Genomic DNA, 17,138 nt, shown 5'->3' on the forward strand with positions numbered 1-17,138 from the left:
ATGGCAGGACGTATTCCAGATCAGTTTATTGACGAGCTCTTAGCTCGAACCGACATAACCGATGTGGTTGCGTCCCGCATTAGCTTGAAAAAAACCGGGCAAAACTACAGTGCCTTATGCCCATTTCATAATGAAAAAACCCCCTCTTTCAGCTTAAACCCAAACAAACAATTTTATTATTGCTTTGGTTGCGGCGCAGGCGGGAATGCCATTTCCTTCGTAATGGAACATGACCACCTAGACTTTATTGATGCCATCGAAGTGCTCGCTAAAGATGCGGGTCTAGAAGTACCCAGAGAAAAAGGTGCACCAGATCGCTATGAACAGAACGCAGAACTGCTAAAACGATTGTCTGAAAGTACCCATTTCTTCCAAGAACAACTGATCAAACACCCCGACAAAAAACGAGCCACTGACTATCTCTCTACCGAACGAGGCTTATCTGGACAAATAGCCAAGGTATTTGGCTTGGGGTTTGCTCCTCAGGGCTGGGACAATCTGCTCAGAAAAATAGGCACACGTGCCGAGCAACAAGAGCAACTCTTACTCGGCGGTATGCTGATTGAGAAAAAAGATCAACCGGGCCATTACTATGACCGTTTTCGCGATCGCATCATGTTTCCAATTCGCGACACCCGTGGTCGAGTCATCGCCTTTGGCGGTCGTGCTTTTGGCGATGAAAAACCCAAATACCTGAACTCACCCGAAACCCCTGTTTTTCAAAAAAGCCAAGAGTTATACGGCTTGTTCGAAGCCAAACAAAACACCCCTATCCTTGAGCAGATTATTGTCGTCGAAGGCTATATGGACGTGATCGTCTTAGCCCAACATGGCATAACGAACGCTGTCGCCACCTTAGGCACCTCTGTCAATAGCCAACATATCCGCAAGTTATTTAAACTTGTCAGCAAAGTAACACTCTGTTTTGACGGTGATAAAGCGGGCCGAGCTGCTGCCATTCGTGGCTTAGAAGCTGCGCTTCCTGTCATGCAGGATGAAAAACAAGTACGCTTTTTATTCTTACCAGAGGGAGAGGATCCTGATTCGTTGGTGAGAAAAGAAGGCAAAGAGTCATTTACCCATCGCTTAGAAGACGCTCACTCGCTATCCCATGTCCTTTTTGACCATGCCAGAAAGCAAGTTACCCTTGGAGACGAAGAAGGTGAAGCACAATTTGCTCGCAACGCTATGGAGATGATTCAACAAATTCCCAAAGAGCTCACCTTTCGCTCTGTATTGATTCGTCAGTTAAGCGACCAATCTGGCATTGATAGCAACACATTAAATAATACAGTCTTCAAAACACGCCGTCACTTCTCCCCTGAGTCTGAGACTCCAGACACCTCCGCCACAACAACTGCACCCTACAACAACCATGATGATGCGCCTGATTTAAATTATTATGACAGCACTTTGAGTCATGGTGACTACGATGATTACTCACCCAGCACCCATCTTTATGACTCAGAGATCACTTATACCCCAACAAGAACGTCAACAAGCAAAAAGTCGTATGGAAAAGCGCCATTTAAAAAAGGCAAATTCAATCAGGATGATACCGCGACACTCCCGCCGCCAGCTCCGACACTAAGCCGAGTCAAACAAGCGACCCTTTGCCTTTTGCTGCAACCTAAGATTGCCAGCACCATTGAAATTCCCGATCCCTTACAGAATAAAGCCGATGAAGAGCTACAACTGTTTTGTAAAATATGGAGATATTTCACAAAATACCCTAAAAACAATGTTGGCCACTTGCTGGGGTCAACGATAGAAAACACCACAATTCAAGGTATTTATGCACTTTTAAACCACCAAGATGCCACAACTAAGCTAAAAATTTCCAATGCTCAGCAAGAAGTGATAGATATGGTATCCAACATGGAAAAAAATCTTGGTTTAAATAGCAGTATTACCCGCTTGAAAAACCAAGGAAACGAATCCATAAAGGATGATGACAGCAAGCAAGAATTACGTAACTTAATGGAACAAATGCGACGGAAAAAGTCGTAACAACTGCCTGATTTTCACTCAAAAAAGAGAGAATATCTGGATAAAATTGAACTCTTTTGTTATAATCCGCTGCTTGCAAAACTCCAAACGAATTTCTAACGATAGGTTGTCGAATGCCAGACACTCAACAGTCACGTCTCAAAGAGCTGATCGCTAAAGGTAGAGAACAAGGTTACCTCACTTTTGCCGAAGTCAACGACCATCTCCCTGATGACCTTTCTGATCCAGATCAGGTAGAAGAAATCATTGCCATGATCAATGACATGGGCATCATGGTTTCTGAATTTGCCCCTGATAAAGACAGTCTTCTTATGGAAGAAGGCGATTCAACCGATGAAGCCGCTGCCGAAGAGGCCGCCGCTGCTCTTGCCGCAGTAGAGGGCGACATCACTCGAACCACTGATCCGGTTCGTATGTACATGCGGGAAATGGGTACCGTTGAACTTTTGACTCGAGCAGGCGAAATCGCCATAGCTAAGCGTATCGAAGAAGGTACGAGAGAAGTCATGGCGGCTATTTCCTACTTCCCAGGCGCGGTCGATGTTCTTCTTGATGCCTACACCAAGGTGAAAGAAGAAGAAGGTCGTCTAAGCGATATATTTAGTGGGTTCATCGATGGTGATGGTGAAGAACCTGTCTTTGATGACGTTCCGGATGAGATTCCTGCCGAGGACGATACCATCGATACAGAATCCGATGAAGATGACGACGATACCGATGCCTCTTCAGAAGAAGAAACGGATAGCGGTCCTGATCCAGAAGAAACAGCACTTCGTTTCAATGACATTACCCGCATCTATAATGAGCTTAAAGAGTTACTGAAAACACGCGATCGCCAAGATCCTGATGTTCAAAGCAAACAAGAAGAGCTCAGCATTAGTTTTGCCCCTATCAAACTGGTACCTAAGATCTTTGATGATCTTATTGACCGTGTTCGTTCACGTATGGACAAAGTACGTGAGCAAGAACGTTTGATTATGCAAGTGTGTGTCCGCAAAGCAGGCATGCCACGCACAGAGTTTTTGAAACGCTTCCCTAGCAATGAAACCAATCCTGATTGGTTAAAAGAGCAGATTTCTTCAGGCGCCAACTATGCACCTGGTCTTGAAGAAAATGAAGCTGAGTTTATGCGCAGCCAGCGTAAACTAAGAGCCGTAGCGAAAGAAACAGGGCTTAGCATCGCCGAGTTAAAAGAAATCAACCGTCGTATTTCCATTGGTGAAACGCGCGCTCGTCGCGCGAAAAAAGAAATGGTTGAAGCCAACTTGCGATTGGTTATTTCCATTGCGAAGAAATACACAAACCGTGGCCTACAATTTTTGGATCTTATCCAAGAAGGTAACATTGGTTTGATGAAAGCCGTCGATAAATTCGAATACCGCCGAGGTTATAAATTCTCGACTTACGCAACATGGTGGATCCGTCAGGCTATCACTCGCTCCATTGCGGATCAGGCTCGTACGATTCGTATCCCTGTGCACATGATCGAAACCATTAACAAACTGAATCGCATCTCTCGTCAGATGCTTCAGGAGATGGGACGCGAAGCAACACCAGAAGAATTGGCTGCTCGCATGGATATGCCTGAGGACAAGATTCGCAAAGTCTTGAAAATCGCTAAAGAGCCGATTTCAATGGAAACACCGATCGGTGACGATGAAGATTCACATCTAGGTGACTTTATTGAAGACGATGGTGCTGAGTCACCTATCGACACTGCCACGATTGAAGGTCTGCGTGAATCCACCACCATGGTGCTGGCTGGTTTAACTGCCCGTGAAGCCAAAGTTCTTCGCATGCGTTTCGGCATTGATATGAATACTGATCACACTCTTGAAGAAGTGGGCAAACAGTTTGATGTTACCCGTGAACGTATTCGTCAAATCGAAGCTAAAGCATTACGTAAACTGCGTCACCCAAGCCGCTCAGAACACCTGAGAAGCTTCTTAGACGACTGATACAGTCTTTTAGTGATGTGTTTTTAAAAGCCGTTGTTATGCAACGGCTTTTTTTATATCTCTTCTCTTGTTCTCATAGTGCATTAATCTTATTAAGCCCTCGGATTTCTGAAAAAAAAACGCAGCATAATCAACAAAACTGTCATACACTCAAACTACAATCGGACAAAAGACAGTGAGATTCAGTTTGCCAAAAAAACTTCGTGAGCAAAAACACGACCATTATCTGAACGCTTTTCGCAATGAAATACGTTCATCGTTTTTAACGGATGTTTACTTTTCTAACATCTCCTACTTGTTTTACCCAAAAACCCCCTTTAATCAACTCGGTCAGCAATCTTTTTTTCAAATCAATCCACACCTCAAACAAGACGCTTTTTGCGTCCCAAAGGAGTAATGCTGTATGGAAAAAATTTATGTTCTAGACACCAATGTCTTACTACACGACCCTTTAGCCATCTACGCTTTTGCTGAACACAAAGTAGTCATCCCCATGACCGTATTAGAAGAGCTGGATGTAATAAAAGATCGCCGCGACAAAGACGTTAGTCGCGAGGCGCGTTTAGCCATTAACACCATTGATAAAATTGTCGGTGACGCCACGCCCAAAAAGTTACAAAGCGGCGTGCAAATTCGCACTAGTATTCACAACGACCATGAACCAGACAACACCCAAAAATCCTATGTAGAAGGCTCTCTGGCCATTTATCCTGACCAACAAATTACCAGTCTAGACAATGTTCCATTTTTAAACGGCAACCACGATCATGCAAACGACAATCGAATTATTAATGTTGCTCTAAGCCTTCAAGCCACCAACCCACGGGCTGACGTGTGCTTGGTAACCAAAGACATCAATATGCGAATCAAAGCCAAAGGCTCAGGCTTAGAGCGTGTAGAGGACTATCGTAAAGACAAGGTCCTAGACGATGTCGACCTGATGAGTAAAGGCTACATTGAAGTGGAGAACAGCATTTGGTCGAAAATAGGCAGTGTCAAAACCGAAGCGCACGGTCGTCACACTGTACACGTCATCAAAAAATCCGATTTACCAACCCTATATTTCAATATGTTTATTATTGATCAAGAGGATTTTGTCGGTTTTGTCGTCAATATAGACAAAGAATATATCTACCTTCTCGATATCAATAAACAAAACCTAATGAATCAAAGCTTCTGGGGCATTAGCCCAAGAAACTTAGAGCAAGCCATGGCGTTTTATCTATTACGTCATGATAACTCTGATTTAATGGTCATGACAGGCCCCGCAGGATCAGGAAAAACCCTACTAGCCCTGGCCTATGGCTTACAAGTCACCATGGAAGAAAAACGTTTTAATAAGATCATTGTGGCTCGTTCCACCCCCCCCATGGCAGAAGATATTGGCTTTCTACCAGGGACAGAAGAAGAGAAAATGGCACCTTGGCTTGCCGCTTTCGACGATAACCTAGAGATCCTTCATGGAGCGGATGAGCATGCCTTTAGCAGCATTGACTATGTCAAACAAAAGGCCAACATCCAATTTAAATCATTAAACTTTATGCGGGGTCGCTCGTTCAATAACGCTCTAATCATTATTGATGAGGCACAGGGGCTGACTCAGTTTCAACTTAAATCCATTGTCACACGGGTCGGTAGCAACTCTAAAATCATTGTGCTAGGCAACTTGGCCCAAATCGACAACAAATACATCACACCTCTCACCTCAGGTCTAACCTACTTAGTCGAGAAAACCAAGTCATTCAAATACGCCAGTATTATGCACGTCAATGGTATAGAACGAAGCCGCTTAGCGGAATTCGCGGAAGAAAACCTGTAATAAAAAAGGGAGGACGCATCAGTCCTCCCTTTTCATTCTCTGTTGTCCTGTCCTCAAACACGTTGACGTAAGAAACAAAACTTATAACATCAACAATACTTACTGGCTGACGACAGATTGTGCTAATGCTGTAATCTCATCCCATTTACCTGCTTTGACTAAGTCAGTAGGTACGATCCAAGAACCACCAACACAAAGCACATTCGGCAGAGCTAAATATTCTCGGAAATTACCGGCGCTGATTCCGCCCGTTGGGCAAAACTTGATATGCGGCAGAGGACCACCAAATGCTTTCAATGCCTTTACCCCACCGTTCACTTCGGCTGGGAAAAATTTAAAGCGGTCGTAGCCATATTCAATGCCTAGCAGAATATCTGAAATAGTCGCGACAGCAGGCAAATAAGGAATATCATATTCTTTACCGACCTTTAATAGGTCAGGCGTCAAACCAGGACTGATAATAAATTGAGAGCCAGCCTCTACCGCCTGAACATATTGCTCACGAGAACAGACCGTACCCGCGCCAACAATCGCTTCAGGCACTTCTTTGCGAAGGGCTGTTATTGCTGCCAATGCAGCAGATGTTCGCATGGTCACTTCCAATACAGGTACGCCACCGGCGACCAACGCTTTACCTAAAGCAACCGCTTGCGCCACATCGTCCACGACAATAACAGGCACCACCGGGGTCGCCGTCATCACTTGCTCTGCAGTATAAGAAACCGTCATGTTATTTTCCTTTTATTAAGACCTTAAGGGCTAGTAGTCATGCCAGTTACGGCCATCTTTGATTGGCAACGCCATAGACGCCGCAGGGCCCCATGAACCAGAAGCATATTCTTTAGGACGTTCACTGGTTTGGTTCCATGCCGCCATAATGCCGTCAACCCATTTCCATGCCGCTTCTACTTCGTCATAGCGCATAAACAAGGTCGCATCATTACGCATTACATCCAGCAACAAACGCTCATAGGCTTCAGGACTACGCTTATTATGAAAAGCTTCTGTCAAACTGAGGTTAAGATCAACAGGTTGGAGATTCATCCCCTCGCTTGCGCCAGGTACTTTGTTCATGACCGTTAGCGAAATTTTTTCTTCCGGCTGCAAGCGAATAACAAGCTGATTACGCTGTAGCTGACGATTACTTTCGTCACTGAAAATACTGTGAGGCACAGACTTATACTGAATAACAATTTCAGAATAACGCTGCCCTAGACGCTTGCCCGTTCTTAGATAAAACGGTACACCCGCCCAACGCCAGTTATCAATGTCTGCACGCAATGCTACAAAGGTTTCCGTACGCGACTCAGGATTACTTCCCTCTTCATCGAAATAACCAGGTACCTCTTTCCCCTTGATCATGCCTTTAGCATATTGACCACGCACCGTTTTAGTGTAGGCATTGGCACCAACAATCGGACGCAGGGCTTTCAATACTTTGATTTTTTCATCACGTACTGAATCCGCATCCATACGTCCAGGGGGTTCCATAGCTACCAAACACAGCAACTGGACAATGTGGTTTTGTACCATATCTCGCATGGCGCCTGCTTTATCGTAGTAACCCCAACGTCCTTCCACACCAACGGTTTCTGATACGGTAATTTGCACATTATCAATGTGAGCACTGTCCCATAGAGGTTCAAACAAGGTGTTACCAAAGCGAATCGCCAATAAGTTCTGAACGGTTTCTTTACCAAGGTAATGGTCAATTCGGAAAACTTGCGACTCAGCAAAATTTTGCATCACTTCATCGTTGATCGCACGGGATGACGCCAAATCACGACCTAGCGGTTTTTCCAACACGACACGCATACGTTCTTTATTTAAACCATGAGTGGCTAGGGAAGAGCAGATAGAACCAAACAAATCTGGTGAAGTGGCAAGATAGAAAACCACATCTCGGTTATCACCACCAATTTCGTGATCGGTAAAGCGGGAGAAGTCAGATTCTTGCTGAGCGTCAACGGACACATAACTCAGACGATCTTTAAAACGTGGCCATGTTTTCTCATCACCAACGCTTGAAGGGACAAACTCATCCAGCGCACCACGTACTTTTTCTTGATAATCTTGAGCACTCATATCACGTCGAGAAGCGCCGATAATTCGAGTGGTCGAAGCGAGTAAACCATCCATTTCTAAATGGTAAAGGGCTGGCAACAGCTTACGCATAGCAAGATCACCACCACCACCAAAAATAACGACATCACAGGCTTTTAAACTGGCCTTCATAGATTCTTTCTCCAACTGTTTTAGGCTTTCGATAAAAGATGAGAGGCATAACAAGCACACCCCATCAGCCCTGGGTATTCAGACATCACAACGAAAGTGGCAATGGGGGCAACAAAATCTTTCATACGACCTTTCTCTTGCATCGCTTTTCGAAAGCCACTTTTTTGAATTTCATTTAGATAACGAGGAACAATGCCGCCAGCAATATATACCCCACCCCGAGATTCAACCGATAAAACTAAATCGCCGATCACTCGTCCCAGAAAAACAAAGAACTGTTCAAGAGCAGCTTTCGCAATGGGGTCCGTTCCCGACTTCAAAGCGTCACCAATCTCAGGCGCAGTCAAACGACGCTCAATTCCTTCTCGAAAAGCCATCGCTTCATAGATATTTTCAAGCCCCATACCTGAAAGAACCCGCTCTGCGGATACTCGATTATGCCTTTTTCGTAAAAAGCGTAAAATATCGTCTTCCAATTCGTTGCAGGTTGCTAAATCGACATGCCCTCCCTCACCAGGCAGCACAATATTGGGGCCATGATCCTGAGGCACAACACAAGCTACCCCAAGCCCAGTCCCGGCACCAACAACCCATGCAGCCCCTTTGGGATCAACCTTAGCATTATCACCAATGACCACCATGTCTTTAGGGGTTAAAATTTCTAAACATTGACCGACAGCATCAAAGTCATTTAACAAAGCAACCGCTTTGTTTTCGCCAAAATACGATTCAACTTCTTGACGAGTAAACTGCCAAGGATTGTTGGAAAAACGAATAACAGGTTGGTTAACCGGTCCAGCAATAGCCAATACCACCGCACTTATATTTTCTATGCCGACGCTACAACTATCAACATAAGCGGCAACCGCATCAAAAAAGTTCTCATAGTCCTTACAAGACAGCACACTGACTTCTTGAGGATCGAATTCATGTATACGAACTAATGCAAACCGAGCATTCGTTCCGCCTAAATCAGCAATCAAAGCATGAGACATAATGGGACTCTATTTAATTTTTTCTGAAAGTTTACAACAAAACACCCTCAAAAAATACTCATCTTAAAAATTTTCGAGGATGTAATGTAAGAAAATTACATTTCATCGCATTCGGTTCAAGAACTTGAATACTTTTGTCGGTACAGATCGCTTGCGGTTATTTTTATAGTTGTAAAGACGCTCATCGGCAATTTTAAGCAGATGTTTATAGTTTGTAGGCTTATCTTCCATGACACTCGCTCCGCCGTAACTGATCGTGATAGGAACATGATTAGATTTATACCTCAATGGATTAGATTGAAGATAATCATGAATAGATTCAGCGATGAGCAACGCATCATCATAACTCTTACCGGGCGTCACAAAGACAAATTCATCGCCAGCAAAACGAAAGGCCAATCCCTGTTTGTGAACATATTTTAGCAGACGCTTAGCGATATACTCCAATACCTCGTCTCCACAATTATGTCCCAAAGTATCATTAATCGACTTAAAGCCATCACAATCAATAAAGACCACGGTCAAATCACGCCGCATCTGTTGAGAACGGGCAAATTCCCTGTCCAGCATAAGCTCAAGTTGCCGACGATTCAACAAGCCTGTTAACGGGTCCCGAGTAGCTAAATATTCTAACTTCTCCCGTGCCGTTACATTACTTAAACAAATGGAAATTTTGATCGCTAGCTGATCCAGCAAGAACGTATCTTTCGTGGCAGCATCATAGCGAGAGCTATCTGAATCTGCCTGACAAAACAAACCCACCAATTCACCATCAATGGTCAACGGCGAAATAGCGACAGAAGAAATGATATCCCGATAAACAGAAGGAATAATTTCATCGCATTGAGATAAGTCATCATTCACTAACACCGTTCGGCTACTGGCTTTAATGATGTCTATCATGGCACGTCGGCGCGTAAACAATACGCGGTCACGTAAATCCGGCGATTTTTCTAACGCTTCCATTAAATGCGATAAAGGCGCTTCATTGATTAAATTCACCCAGACATATGGGACATTAAACTGTTTCTGCACTTCTCTTGTTAAAGTAGAAACAAACTGATCACAACGTCCAATAGACAAAATACAACGTTCAATCTCAAAAAATTTGAGGGCTATTTGTTCGTTACGCCTAACGTTTTCTATCAGCTCATTGATATCGTGCATGCATCATCGGCCTTAACCACCTCTAACGAGCGGCGTTAATGAAAAACTTTCCATATATTGACTAAAAAATCAACGGATTTACAATTTATTATAGTACCCCCACTCATCTTTTCCCGCCATATATAACAACAAAATATACGGAGCGTTATTCGCCATAGGAAAGACTAATAAAGCTATTCAGGCAACAATTAAAGATTTTCAATTTTTTCCAGCGTGGTCATTTTTTGCTATCAAGAATATCGAGTGCTTGCCGATAGCCTGAAAAGCCTAATGTCATTGGACTTGCACATGAACATCAGAAGTATTGTTGAAACACAACTCACTCAAAATAGCTATGCTGGTTCTCCCGTATCGGGGAGTGCTAACTTTGCGCTATTTATGAGTTTGTTTAGTCAACCAGGCCCTTCTATTATAGACACAAGCGATACGCTGAACCGACATGAGCCACACGCCGTCATTCGCCCGATTCAATTTTCCCATAGCATCACGGACAACCCCGAAGCAAACATCGCCATGCTAAAATCCTTAAGTGAAGAACCACTCGCGCAAGGTCCTGCTTACCAATACAATGCCGTAGAAGCATTAGAAAACCAGTTAAGTGTACACATCTAGAATCGTTAATTATTTTTCTGATTTAGAGAGAGTCCACAACGTTGGAACAAATGACTCCATGCCATAGCATGACGTCTTGAAGCCGCTTGATAACGCCTCCAAACGCTTTGTTCATCCTGCAAAGAAAACTGTGCTAAATAATTCGCCAATGCCGCTGGTAAAGGATCGTCTATCATTGCTAATTGATGTAACTGTGATAGCACAGGATAAGCGGTGCCATTCAACCTCGCCATATAAGGCTGAATCAATTTCACATAGTGATGCTCAAATTGCTGCTTTAAGAACGTGACAGGAGGCCCACACACATTGGGGGGAAGCAATTCTATCGACTCGGATACCGCATTTAAATAACGAGTTATTTGCAATAAGCTATACAGCAGTTTCCCTGCATACTCGCTGTCTGCCATGATTTTTAGATCCTGTTCGAATGCATTTGAGTCAATGTGAGGCAGCGTTAAGACATTCTGACCGATCACCAATAAATCCCCTAAAGCAGACTGTAAAGACTGATAATTTGCCGCCGTGTACCCCATCGGAACAAAGCCATTGGAAAAGCTAAAAAAGGATTTGGCCTCATCCCCATTAAATACAGCATTAATAAAAGCCCGAGGGAGTTCTTTGTGTTTTTGTTTAGCAATGGGAGCCAGTTTATCGGCCAGTGATTGGTTTTCAATCGGACAGGTTTCTAACGCTCGTGTAATCTTGACTTCATACAAAAAGCGCTGACTGTTTACCATAACACGTCCTAAAACGCTGTTACGCTCCCCCACTAATAACCCTAAGTCACAGTGCTGCAAAGACAAAAAATCAAGTAAACTTACGTCAAACTGAGTCAATACCATAGTACGTACTTGAACGGAAGGATATAACTTAGGCATAACAGGATCAGGAACCGATACATCTAGATAGGCTGAGCGTGATAAGCTAGTAGCATACTCCGATAGAACCTGCTCCGGTTTGTATCGAGCATCACAACCGACAAGCATCAAAAAAGTGACGATTATCACTATACTTTTAGGAAAAATTTAAACCTCCATGAACCAACTACTCATTCAAAAACGTGAAGAAATTTCAGAAACTCGAGTGGCCAAAATGGTCTTTCCCAGCACAACAAACCATTACGATACTCTGTTTGGTGGTATTGCATTACAGTGGATGGACGAAGTGGCCTATATTGCAGCGACTCGCTTTTCACGTAAGCACGTTGTCACCATTTCCACTGAACAGGTTAATTTTACGCAACCTATCCCTTCCGGTATTTTGGTTGAACTGGTTGCTCGCGTTGTCAGTGTAGGTCGTACATCCTTGAAAGTAGAAGTCAATATTTTTCTTGAAGAGTTAGACAGCGATAAACGTACCAAGGCCATTACAGGCCACTTTAATTTTGTCGCCATTGATGAAAATAAAAAACCAACGCCCATCTTCTCCGAAGACGACACCCATTAATCTCATATTGAAAATGGGGAATCGCCCACTCGGTGTTTTAGTAAAAACACCTAAAGCGATATCCCCACAACATACTGCTCAATCACGCAAAATAACGGCCCGTGAGATAAGACTAAGGCATTTTTTGCTTAGCAATGTCCGCAGCTAATTCATCAAAGCTTTTCTTTGCCTCTAACTTCTGAAAGATAGCCGCATTATTCTTCATGGAAGTGCGTAAAATATCTTCAGAAATCGACTCAGTTTGTTTCGGATCTAAGCCAACTAACACAACCATGCCACCGGTAGGCGTTGGCATTTGACGAATCACTTTAGAGCCAATCAGTTTTTGGTCAGTAATCTGTTTGGTCACAACACTATTAACACGATCAACCGTTTGAGCATCTCCTGTGCCCGTTGTTTCGGCATATTGCTTCACCATATTTTGCATCTGCAAACTCAACACCTGAGCTAACTCAACGCGAGCAGCCGTCGCCGCCATTTGACGCATAAAGTTTGGTCCAGCGGCAGATTTCTCTGCATAGCCCACAGCGGATAAAGCGACGTTTTTCACAGGCGCGCCACAGACCCATTGTGGTGCAGGCTGATTAGAGCCGTCCGCAAACACACAATCCTGCACCGGTTCTGACACATCGGCATTTTTAACCGTCTCGTTAGAACTACAGGCTGATAGCAACCAGGCCATTGCCACCACACTAAGAAGCTTGATCTTCATTTTGATCCCTCATTCATCCGACAATAAAGCGATATTTCTGCTTTTATACTAATCCAATTTTTCAGATAAAAACAAAAAAAGGTGTCATCAAGACACCTTTTTTGAACACAACATCCAAGTAATTATGCTTACGCAGTGAATTGTGCTTTTTCTTCTTCGGTTACATCTTTCATGGATAGCTTGATACGACCACGGGCATCAACATCCAGCACCTTAACAATGACATCCTGACCTTCAGACAAAAAGTCAGACACAGCACGAATGCGTTCTTCTGCAATTTGAGAAATGTGAACCAAACCATCTTTACCTGGTAGAATGTTCACAAACGCCCCAAATTCAGCCAAACGTACCACCTTGCCTTGGTAAAGTTTATCGATTTCTGCTTCTGCCGTAATCTCATAAATCTTAAGCAAAGCGGCATCGGAAGACGCTTTATCCGCGGCATAGATGCGTACTGTACCATCATCGTCCAAATCAATTGATGCACCAGTTTGCTCCGTGATAGAACGGATAGTTGCACCACCTTTACCGATTACATCACGAATTTTCTCTGGATCAATTTTGATGGTCGCCATAGAAGGCGCATTAGGCGATACTTCAGGACGAGCGTAACCAATGACTTTTGCCATTTCACGAAGGATATGTGTACGAGCCTCAAGCGCTTGATTCAAGGCGATATCCATAATCTCTTCGTTAATACCTTCGATTTTAATGTCCATTTGCAGTGCTGTGATACCTTCTTCGGTACCCGCCACTTTAAAGTCCATATCACCAAGGTGATCTTCATCGCCCAAGATATCCGTCAAGACAGCAAAGCCATCATCTTCTTTGATAAGACCCATGGCAATACCAGCAACAGGCGCTTTTAAAGGCACACCCGCGTCCATCATAGACAAAGAGGCACCACATACAGACGCCATAGAGCTTGAGCCATTCGATTCAGTAATCTCAGAAACGACACGAATGGTGTATGGAAATTCGTCTTCTGAAGGTAGTACCGCTTGAACACCACGACGCGCTAGACGACCGTGGCCAATTTCACGACGACCAACGCCCCCCATACGACCACACTCACCAACAGAATAAGGAGGGAAGTTATAATGAAGCATGAAGCTGTCTTTGCTTTCGCCAGTCAAGCCGTCAGTCATTTGTGAATCGCGGCTAGTACCTAACGTACAAGTTGCAATAGCCTGAGTTTCACCACGTGTAAACAAAGCAGAACCGTGGGTCTTGCTTAACAATCCCACTTCGACATTGATCGGACGAACGGTTTTGTTATCACGACCGTCGATACGAGGCTTACCATCAATGACACGGCGACGAACAATGCGTTTTTCCAGTTTAGAGAAAGCACCAACGACATCTGATTCAGAAAACTCACCGCCTTCTGTAACAAGAGCCGCAACGGCTGCATCACGCACCACACCCAGTTGAGCATAACGCGCCATTTTTTCACTGATACTATAGGCTTCTTCGATTTGTGCTGCATAGCCAGACTCAACCGCTTCGGTCAGAGACACCTTAGCCGTTGGCGCTTGCCATTCCCAGCGAGGTTTACCGCACTCAGCCGCAAACTCAGTAATCGCCGTAATAGCGGTTTGCATTTCTTTATGGGCAAAAAGTACAGCGCCTAACATTTCATCTTCAGTCAACTCTTGTGCTTCAGACTCAACCATCAATACAGCGTCTTTTGTACCCGCCACAACCATGTCAAGCAAAGAACCGTCTAACTCAGAGTAACTTGGGTTAAGCAGGTAACCAGATTCATCGTTGAAGCCCACGCGAGCCGCACCGATAGGACCATTAAACGGAATACCCGAAATAGTCAGGGCAGCAGACGTCGCCAGCATTGCAGCAATATCAGCATCCAAGTCGGTGTTGGTAGACATTACTGTACAAACCACTTGGACTTCGTTCATGAAGCCTTTAGGGAACAATGGACGAATTGGACGGTCAATCAAACGCGAGGTCAACGTCTCTTTTTCAGAAGGACGACCTTCACGCTTTAAAAAACCACCTGGGATTTTACCTACTGCGTAGGCGCGCTCTTGATAGTGAACAGAAAGAGGAAAAAAGTCTTGATCCTCTTTGGCTGATTTAGCACCTACGACGGTTGCAAGTACTTGAGCATCGCCGATAGTACAAAGAACCGCACCAGTTGCTTGACGAGCAATGCGGCCTGTTTCTAGAGTTACGGTATCATTACCGAATTGAAAAGTTTTTGTCGTAATACTCACACGTATTCCTTTTGGTTAAAAAATTGCTTATCCCAAAGACCTCTTTTTAAGCCAGTACTCATATATGTTCTGGGTACTCTATCACTCGTTAATCTTAGCCACTATTACTTCTCTTAGCGACATCAGAAACAACAAGTTAAAGGAAAAACACATATGAAGTACAGGCTGTCCTTTGGGAATCTACTTATAAAAAAAGGGCCATAATATCTTATGGCCCTTCTTCAGTCTTAGCGACGCAGACCTAGTTTTTTGATCAAACTAGTGTAACGAGCTGCATCTTTACGCTTAAGGTAATCCAGCAACTTACGACGCTGGTTTACCATGCGGATTAGACCGCGACGAGAATGGTGGTCATGAATATGAGTTTTAAAGTGATCTTGTAGACCTGCAATGTTATTAGTCAACAATGCCACTTGAACTTCAGGAGAACCAGTGTCACCTTCCGCTACTTGAAACTCTTTAACCAACGCTGCTTTTGATTCTGCAGACAATGCCATAATCTTTATCTCCAAATTAATATGCAATAAAAAAATAAAGGATAGCCGAGCATATTTTCAGTCATCCTAGACCAGCAAGTTTAACACCCTTTTCAACAGAACTCACTGCTATTTATAAAGAGAACTCGCTAGTATTTACCAATCGATAGGGACGAATATACGCCCCTTTTATCTGCCCAAGTCCTAAGAAACGCTGAGATGATTTATCATACAGCCTAACCACCGTCTCATTTTCCAATGAAACAGACGCGGGAACAGTGCGGCCATGCATCATACTCAATGTATCCGGCCCAGACAAATCCACCTGTGTGAAATATTCTACTGCCGTGTCCATCGTAATAAGATGAGAATCCAAGGCCTCACAGCCCAGCTCAGCTAGCGCTTCAAACTCTTCGAGCGTCAGCATATCCTCAGGCGAGTAACCCGCCGTCGAAATACGATGCAAAGAATGCAGATGAGCGCCACAACCTAACACTTCACCAATATCTTCACCAATGGTTCGGATATAAGTACCTTTAGAACACTGAATATCAAGAGTTAATGAATCTTCAGTTCTTGAAACAAGCGTTAAATTCGAAATAGTAACGCGACGACGCTTTCTTTCAATGACAATTCCTCGACGAGCATACTCATACAAAGGTTTGCCTTCGTGTTTCAAAGCAGAATACATAGGGGGAATTTGCTCTATTTCGCCACGAAAGCCGTCTAATATTTCTTCAATAGACTCATCGCTCAATGAAGGAACCAACTCTTCGGTCAGCACGTCACCTTCACGATCCCCTGTCGTGGTTCTTTGCCCTAATTGGATACAAGTCAAATAACGCTTATCCGCATCCAATAGATACTGGGAAAATTTTGTCGCTTCCCCTAAACACAACGGCAACATACCCGTTGCTAAAGGATCAAGCGCCCCAGTGTGGCCCGCTTTCGCTGCTTTATAAAGTCGGCGAACACGCTGTAACGCTTGATTCGAGCTCAAACCTATCGGCTTATTCAGCAGAACAATACCGTCGACTGAACGCCATTTCTCTTTTGCCATACCAACAAATTACTCGCCTTCACTACCGTTTTTTATTTCATCACCACGAATAGCTTCGTCAATCAGAGCGGACATGCGCGACCCATTGACCACACTCTGGTCATAATGAAAACGCAAATGTGGCATGACGCGAAGTTTGACTTCTTGTGCCAAACGACGACGTAGAAAACCTTTTGCACTGTCCAATGCTGCTTGGTTTTCAGCCAATACATCAGGTTGATCATCTTTCCCTAAGACGGTGTAATAAATGTCCGCATAGCCTAAATCTTTTGCTACACGCACTTCGTTAATCGTCACCAACCCCAAACGTGGATCTTTTACTTCAAACTGGATCAAGGACGCCAGCTCCTTCTGGAGCTGGTCACCAATCCGACTAGTACGACTAAATTCGCCTGCCATGATCTTGTCCTA

The 17,138-nt window shown here is 44.0% G+C and carries 15 protein-coding genes; 5 read left to right on the forward strand and 10 right to left on the reverse strand.

Going from position 1 to position 17,138, the window contains the following annotated elements; translation table 11 throughout:
* The 3 genes from dnaG to AC0VYI_RS20410 all read left to right on the forward strand — a co-directional run bounded on the left by dnaG (nt 1) and on the right by AC0VYI_RS20410 (nt 5,787).
* On the forward strand, nt 1-2,010 hold the full coding sequence (dnaG, locus tag AC0VYI_RS20400; protein WP_475445195.1) for a DNA primase: 2,010 nt from the start codon (nt 1-3) through the stop codon (nt 2,008-2,010).
* Between the two features lie 113 nt (nt 2,011-2,123).
* Nucleotides 2,124-3,968, forward strand: a complete 1,845-nt coding sequence (gene rpoD / locus AC0VYI_RS20405) for an RNA polymerase sigma factor RpoD (RefSeq protein ID WP_199473811.1) — start codon at nt 2,124-2,126, stop codon at nt 3,966-3,968.
* 403 nt (nt 3,969-4,371) lie between these two features.
* Complete coding sequence (locus tag AC0VYI_RS20410) at nt 4,372-5,787, forward strand: PhoH family protein (protein WP_475445197.1); 1,416 nt, start codon at nt 4,372-4,374, stop codon at nt 5,785-5,787.
* 99 nt (nt 5,788-5,886) lie between these two features.
* Here the strand turns inward: AC0VYI_RS20410 and AC0VYI_RS20415 are convergent, their stop codons facing one another.
* The 4 genes from AC0VYI_RS20415 to AC0VYI_RS20430 form a co-directional block, all read right to left on the reverse strand.
* A complete protein-coding gene (locus tag AC0VYI_RS20415; protein ID WP_475445199.1) occupies nt 5,887-6,516 on the reverse strand; it encodes a bifunctional 4-hydroxy-2-oxoglutarate aldolase/2-dehydro-3-deoxy-phosphogluconate aldolase in 630 nt (209 codons plus the stop codon).
* A 30-nt stretch (nt 6,517-6,546) separates the two neighbouring features.
* A complete protein-coding gene (gene zwf / locus AC0VYI_RS20420) occupies nt 6,547-8,022 on the reverse strand; it encodes a glucose-6-phosphate dehydrogenase (RefSeq protein ID WP_199473805.1) in 1,476 nt (491 codons plus the stop codon).
* 20 nt (nt 8,023-8,042) lie between these two features.
* Nucleotides 8,043-9,017: a glucokinase gene (gene glk, locus AC0VYI_RS20425; protein ID WP_475445201.1), complete on the reverse strand. Its 975-nt coding sequence runs from the start codon at nt 9,015-9,017 to the stop codon at nt 8,043-8,045.
* A gap of 102 nt (nt 9,018-9,119) precedes the next feature.
* Nucleotides 9,120-10,184 (reverse strand): diguanylate cyclase, encoded by a 1,065-nt coding sequence (locus AC0VYI_RS20430; RefSeq protein WP_199473801.1) that lies wholly within the window; start codon nt 10,182-10,184, stop codon nt 9,120-9,122.
* Between the two features lie 288 nt (nt 10,185-10,472).
* Between AC0VYI_RS20430 and AC0VYI_RS20435 the strand changes: the two genes are divergently transcribed.
* On the forward strand, nt 10,473-10,796 hold the full coding sequence (locus tag AC0VYI_RS20435; RefSeq protein WP_199473791.1) for a hypothetical protein: 324 nt from the start codon (nt 10,473-10,475) through the stop codon (nt 10,794-10,796).
* 5 nt (nt 10,797-10,801) lie between these two features.
* On the opposite strand, the gene AC0VYI_RS20440 is transcribed toward AC0VYI_RS20435, so the two are convergent.
* The gene (locus tag AC0VYI_RS20440) at nt 10,802-11,803 is read right to left on the reverse strand and encodes a DUF3080 family protein (protein ID WP_475445204.1); all 1,002 of its coding nucleotides are present in this window, start codon (nt 11,801-11,803) and stop codon (nt 10,802-10,804) included.
* A 28-nt stretch (nt 11,804-11,831) separates the two neighbouring features.
* Between AC0VYI_RS20440 and AC0VYI_RS20445 the strand changes: the two genes are divergently transcribed.
* Complete coding sequence (locus tag AC0VYI_RS20445; RefSeq protein ID WP_475445206.1) at nt 11,832-12,242, forward strand: acyl-CoA thioesterase; 411 nt, start codon at nt 11,832-11,834, stop codon at nt 12,240-12,242.
* Between the two features lie 112 nt (nt 12,243-12,354).
* On the opposite strand, the gene AC0VYI_RS20450 is transcribed toward AC0VYI_RS20445, so the two are convergent.
* The 5 genes from AC0VYI_RS20450 to rbfA all read right to left on the reverse strand — a co-directional run bounded on the left by AC0VYI_RS20450 (nt 12,355) and on the right by rbfA (nt 17,126).
* A complete protein-coding gene (locus AC0VYI_RS20450; RefSeq protein ID WP_199473787.1) occupies nt 12,355-12,954 on the reverse strand; it encodes an LPP20 family lipoprotein in 600 nt (199 codons plus the stop codon).
* 128 nt (nt 12,955-13,082) lie between these two features.
* Nucleotides 13,083-15,191: a polyribonucleotide nucleotidyltransferase gene (gene pnp, locus AC0VYI_RS20455; RefSeq protein WP_475445208.1), complete on the reverse strand. Its 2,109-nt coding sequence runs from the start codon at nt 15,189-15,191 to the stop codon at nt 13,083-13,085.
* 227 nt (nt 15,192-15,418) lie between these two features.
* Entirely contained in the window at nt 15,419-15,688 is a 270-nt protein-coding gene (gene rpsO / locus AC0VYI_RS20460; RefSeq protein ID WP_199473783.1) for a 30S ribosomal protein S15, read from the reverse strand.
* A gap of 112 nt (nt 15,689-15,800) precedes the next feature.
* The gene (truB, locus tag AC0VYI_RS20465) at nt 15,801-16,727 is read right to left on the reverse strand and encodes a tRNA pseudouridine(55) synthase TruB (RefSeq protein WP_475445211.1); all 927 of its coding nucleotides are present in this window, start codon (nt 16,725-16,727) and stop codon (nt 15,801-15,803) included.
* A gap of 9 nt (nt 16,728-16,736) precedes the next feature.
* Entirely contained in the window at nt 16,737-17,126 is a 390-nt protein-coding gene (gene rbfA / locus AC0VYI_RS20470) for a 30S ribosome-binding factor RbfA (RefSeq protein WP_199473767.1), read from the reverse strand.
* Between the last annotated feature and the right edge of the window lie 12 nt (nt 17,127-17,138).

The sequence above is a fragment of the Marinomonas sp. 63XJN7_9_ISO-PGPR-S23-217 genome, from assembly GCF_056173515.1.

Coding starts and splice junctions, on each gene's coding strand:
- AC0VYI_RS20430 (WP_199473801.1), bottom strand. CDS start 10,184: ATGCACGATATCAATGAGCTGATAGAAAACGTTAGGCGTAACGAACAA.
- AC0VYI_RS20445 (WP_475445206.1), top strand. CDS start 11,832: ATGAACCAACTACTCATTCAAAAACGTGAAGAAATTTCAGAAACTCGA.
- glk (WP_475445201.1), bottom strand. CDS start 9,017: ATGTCTCATGCTTTGATTGCTGATTTAGGCGGAACGAATGCTCGGTTT.
- rbfA (WP_199473767.1), bottom strand. CDS start 17,126: ATGGCAGGCGAATTTAGTCGTACTAGTCGGATTGGTGACCAGCTCCAG.
- rpsO (WP_199473783.1), bottom strand. CDS start 15,688: ATGGCATTGTCTGCAGAATCAAAAGCAGCGTTGGTTAAAGAGTTTCAA.
- AC0VYI_RS20435 (WP_199473791.1), top strand. CDS start 10,473: ATGAACATCAGAAGTATTGTTGAAACACAACTCACTCAAAATAGCTAT.
- AC0VYI_RS20450 (WP_199473787.1), bottom strand. CDS start 12,954: ATGAAGATCAAGCTTCTTAGTGTGGTGGCAATGGCCTGGTTGCTATCA.
- rpoD (WP_199473811.1), top strand. CDS start 2,124: ATGCCAGACACTCAACAGTCACGTCTCAAAGAGCTGATCGCTAAAGGT.
- truB (WP_475445211.1), bottom strand. CDS start 16,727: ATGGCAAAAGAGAAATGGCGTTCAGTCGACGGTATTGTTCTGCTGAAT.
- dnaG (WP_475445195.1), top strand. CDS start 1: ATGGCAGGACGTATTCCAGATCAGTTTATTGACGAGCTCTTAGCTCGA.
- zwf (WP_199473805.1), bottom strand. CDS start 8,022: ATGAAGGCCAGTTTAAAAGCCTGTGATGTCGTTATTTTTGGTGGTGGT.
- AC0VYI_RS20410 (WP_475445197.1), top strand. CDS start 4,372: ATGGAAAAAATTTATGTTCTAGACACCAATGTCTTACTACACGACCCT.
- AC0VYI_RS20415 (WP_475445199.1), bottom strand. CDS start 6,516: ATGACGGTTTCTTATACTGCAGAGCAAGTGATGACGGCGACCCCGGTG.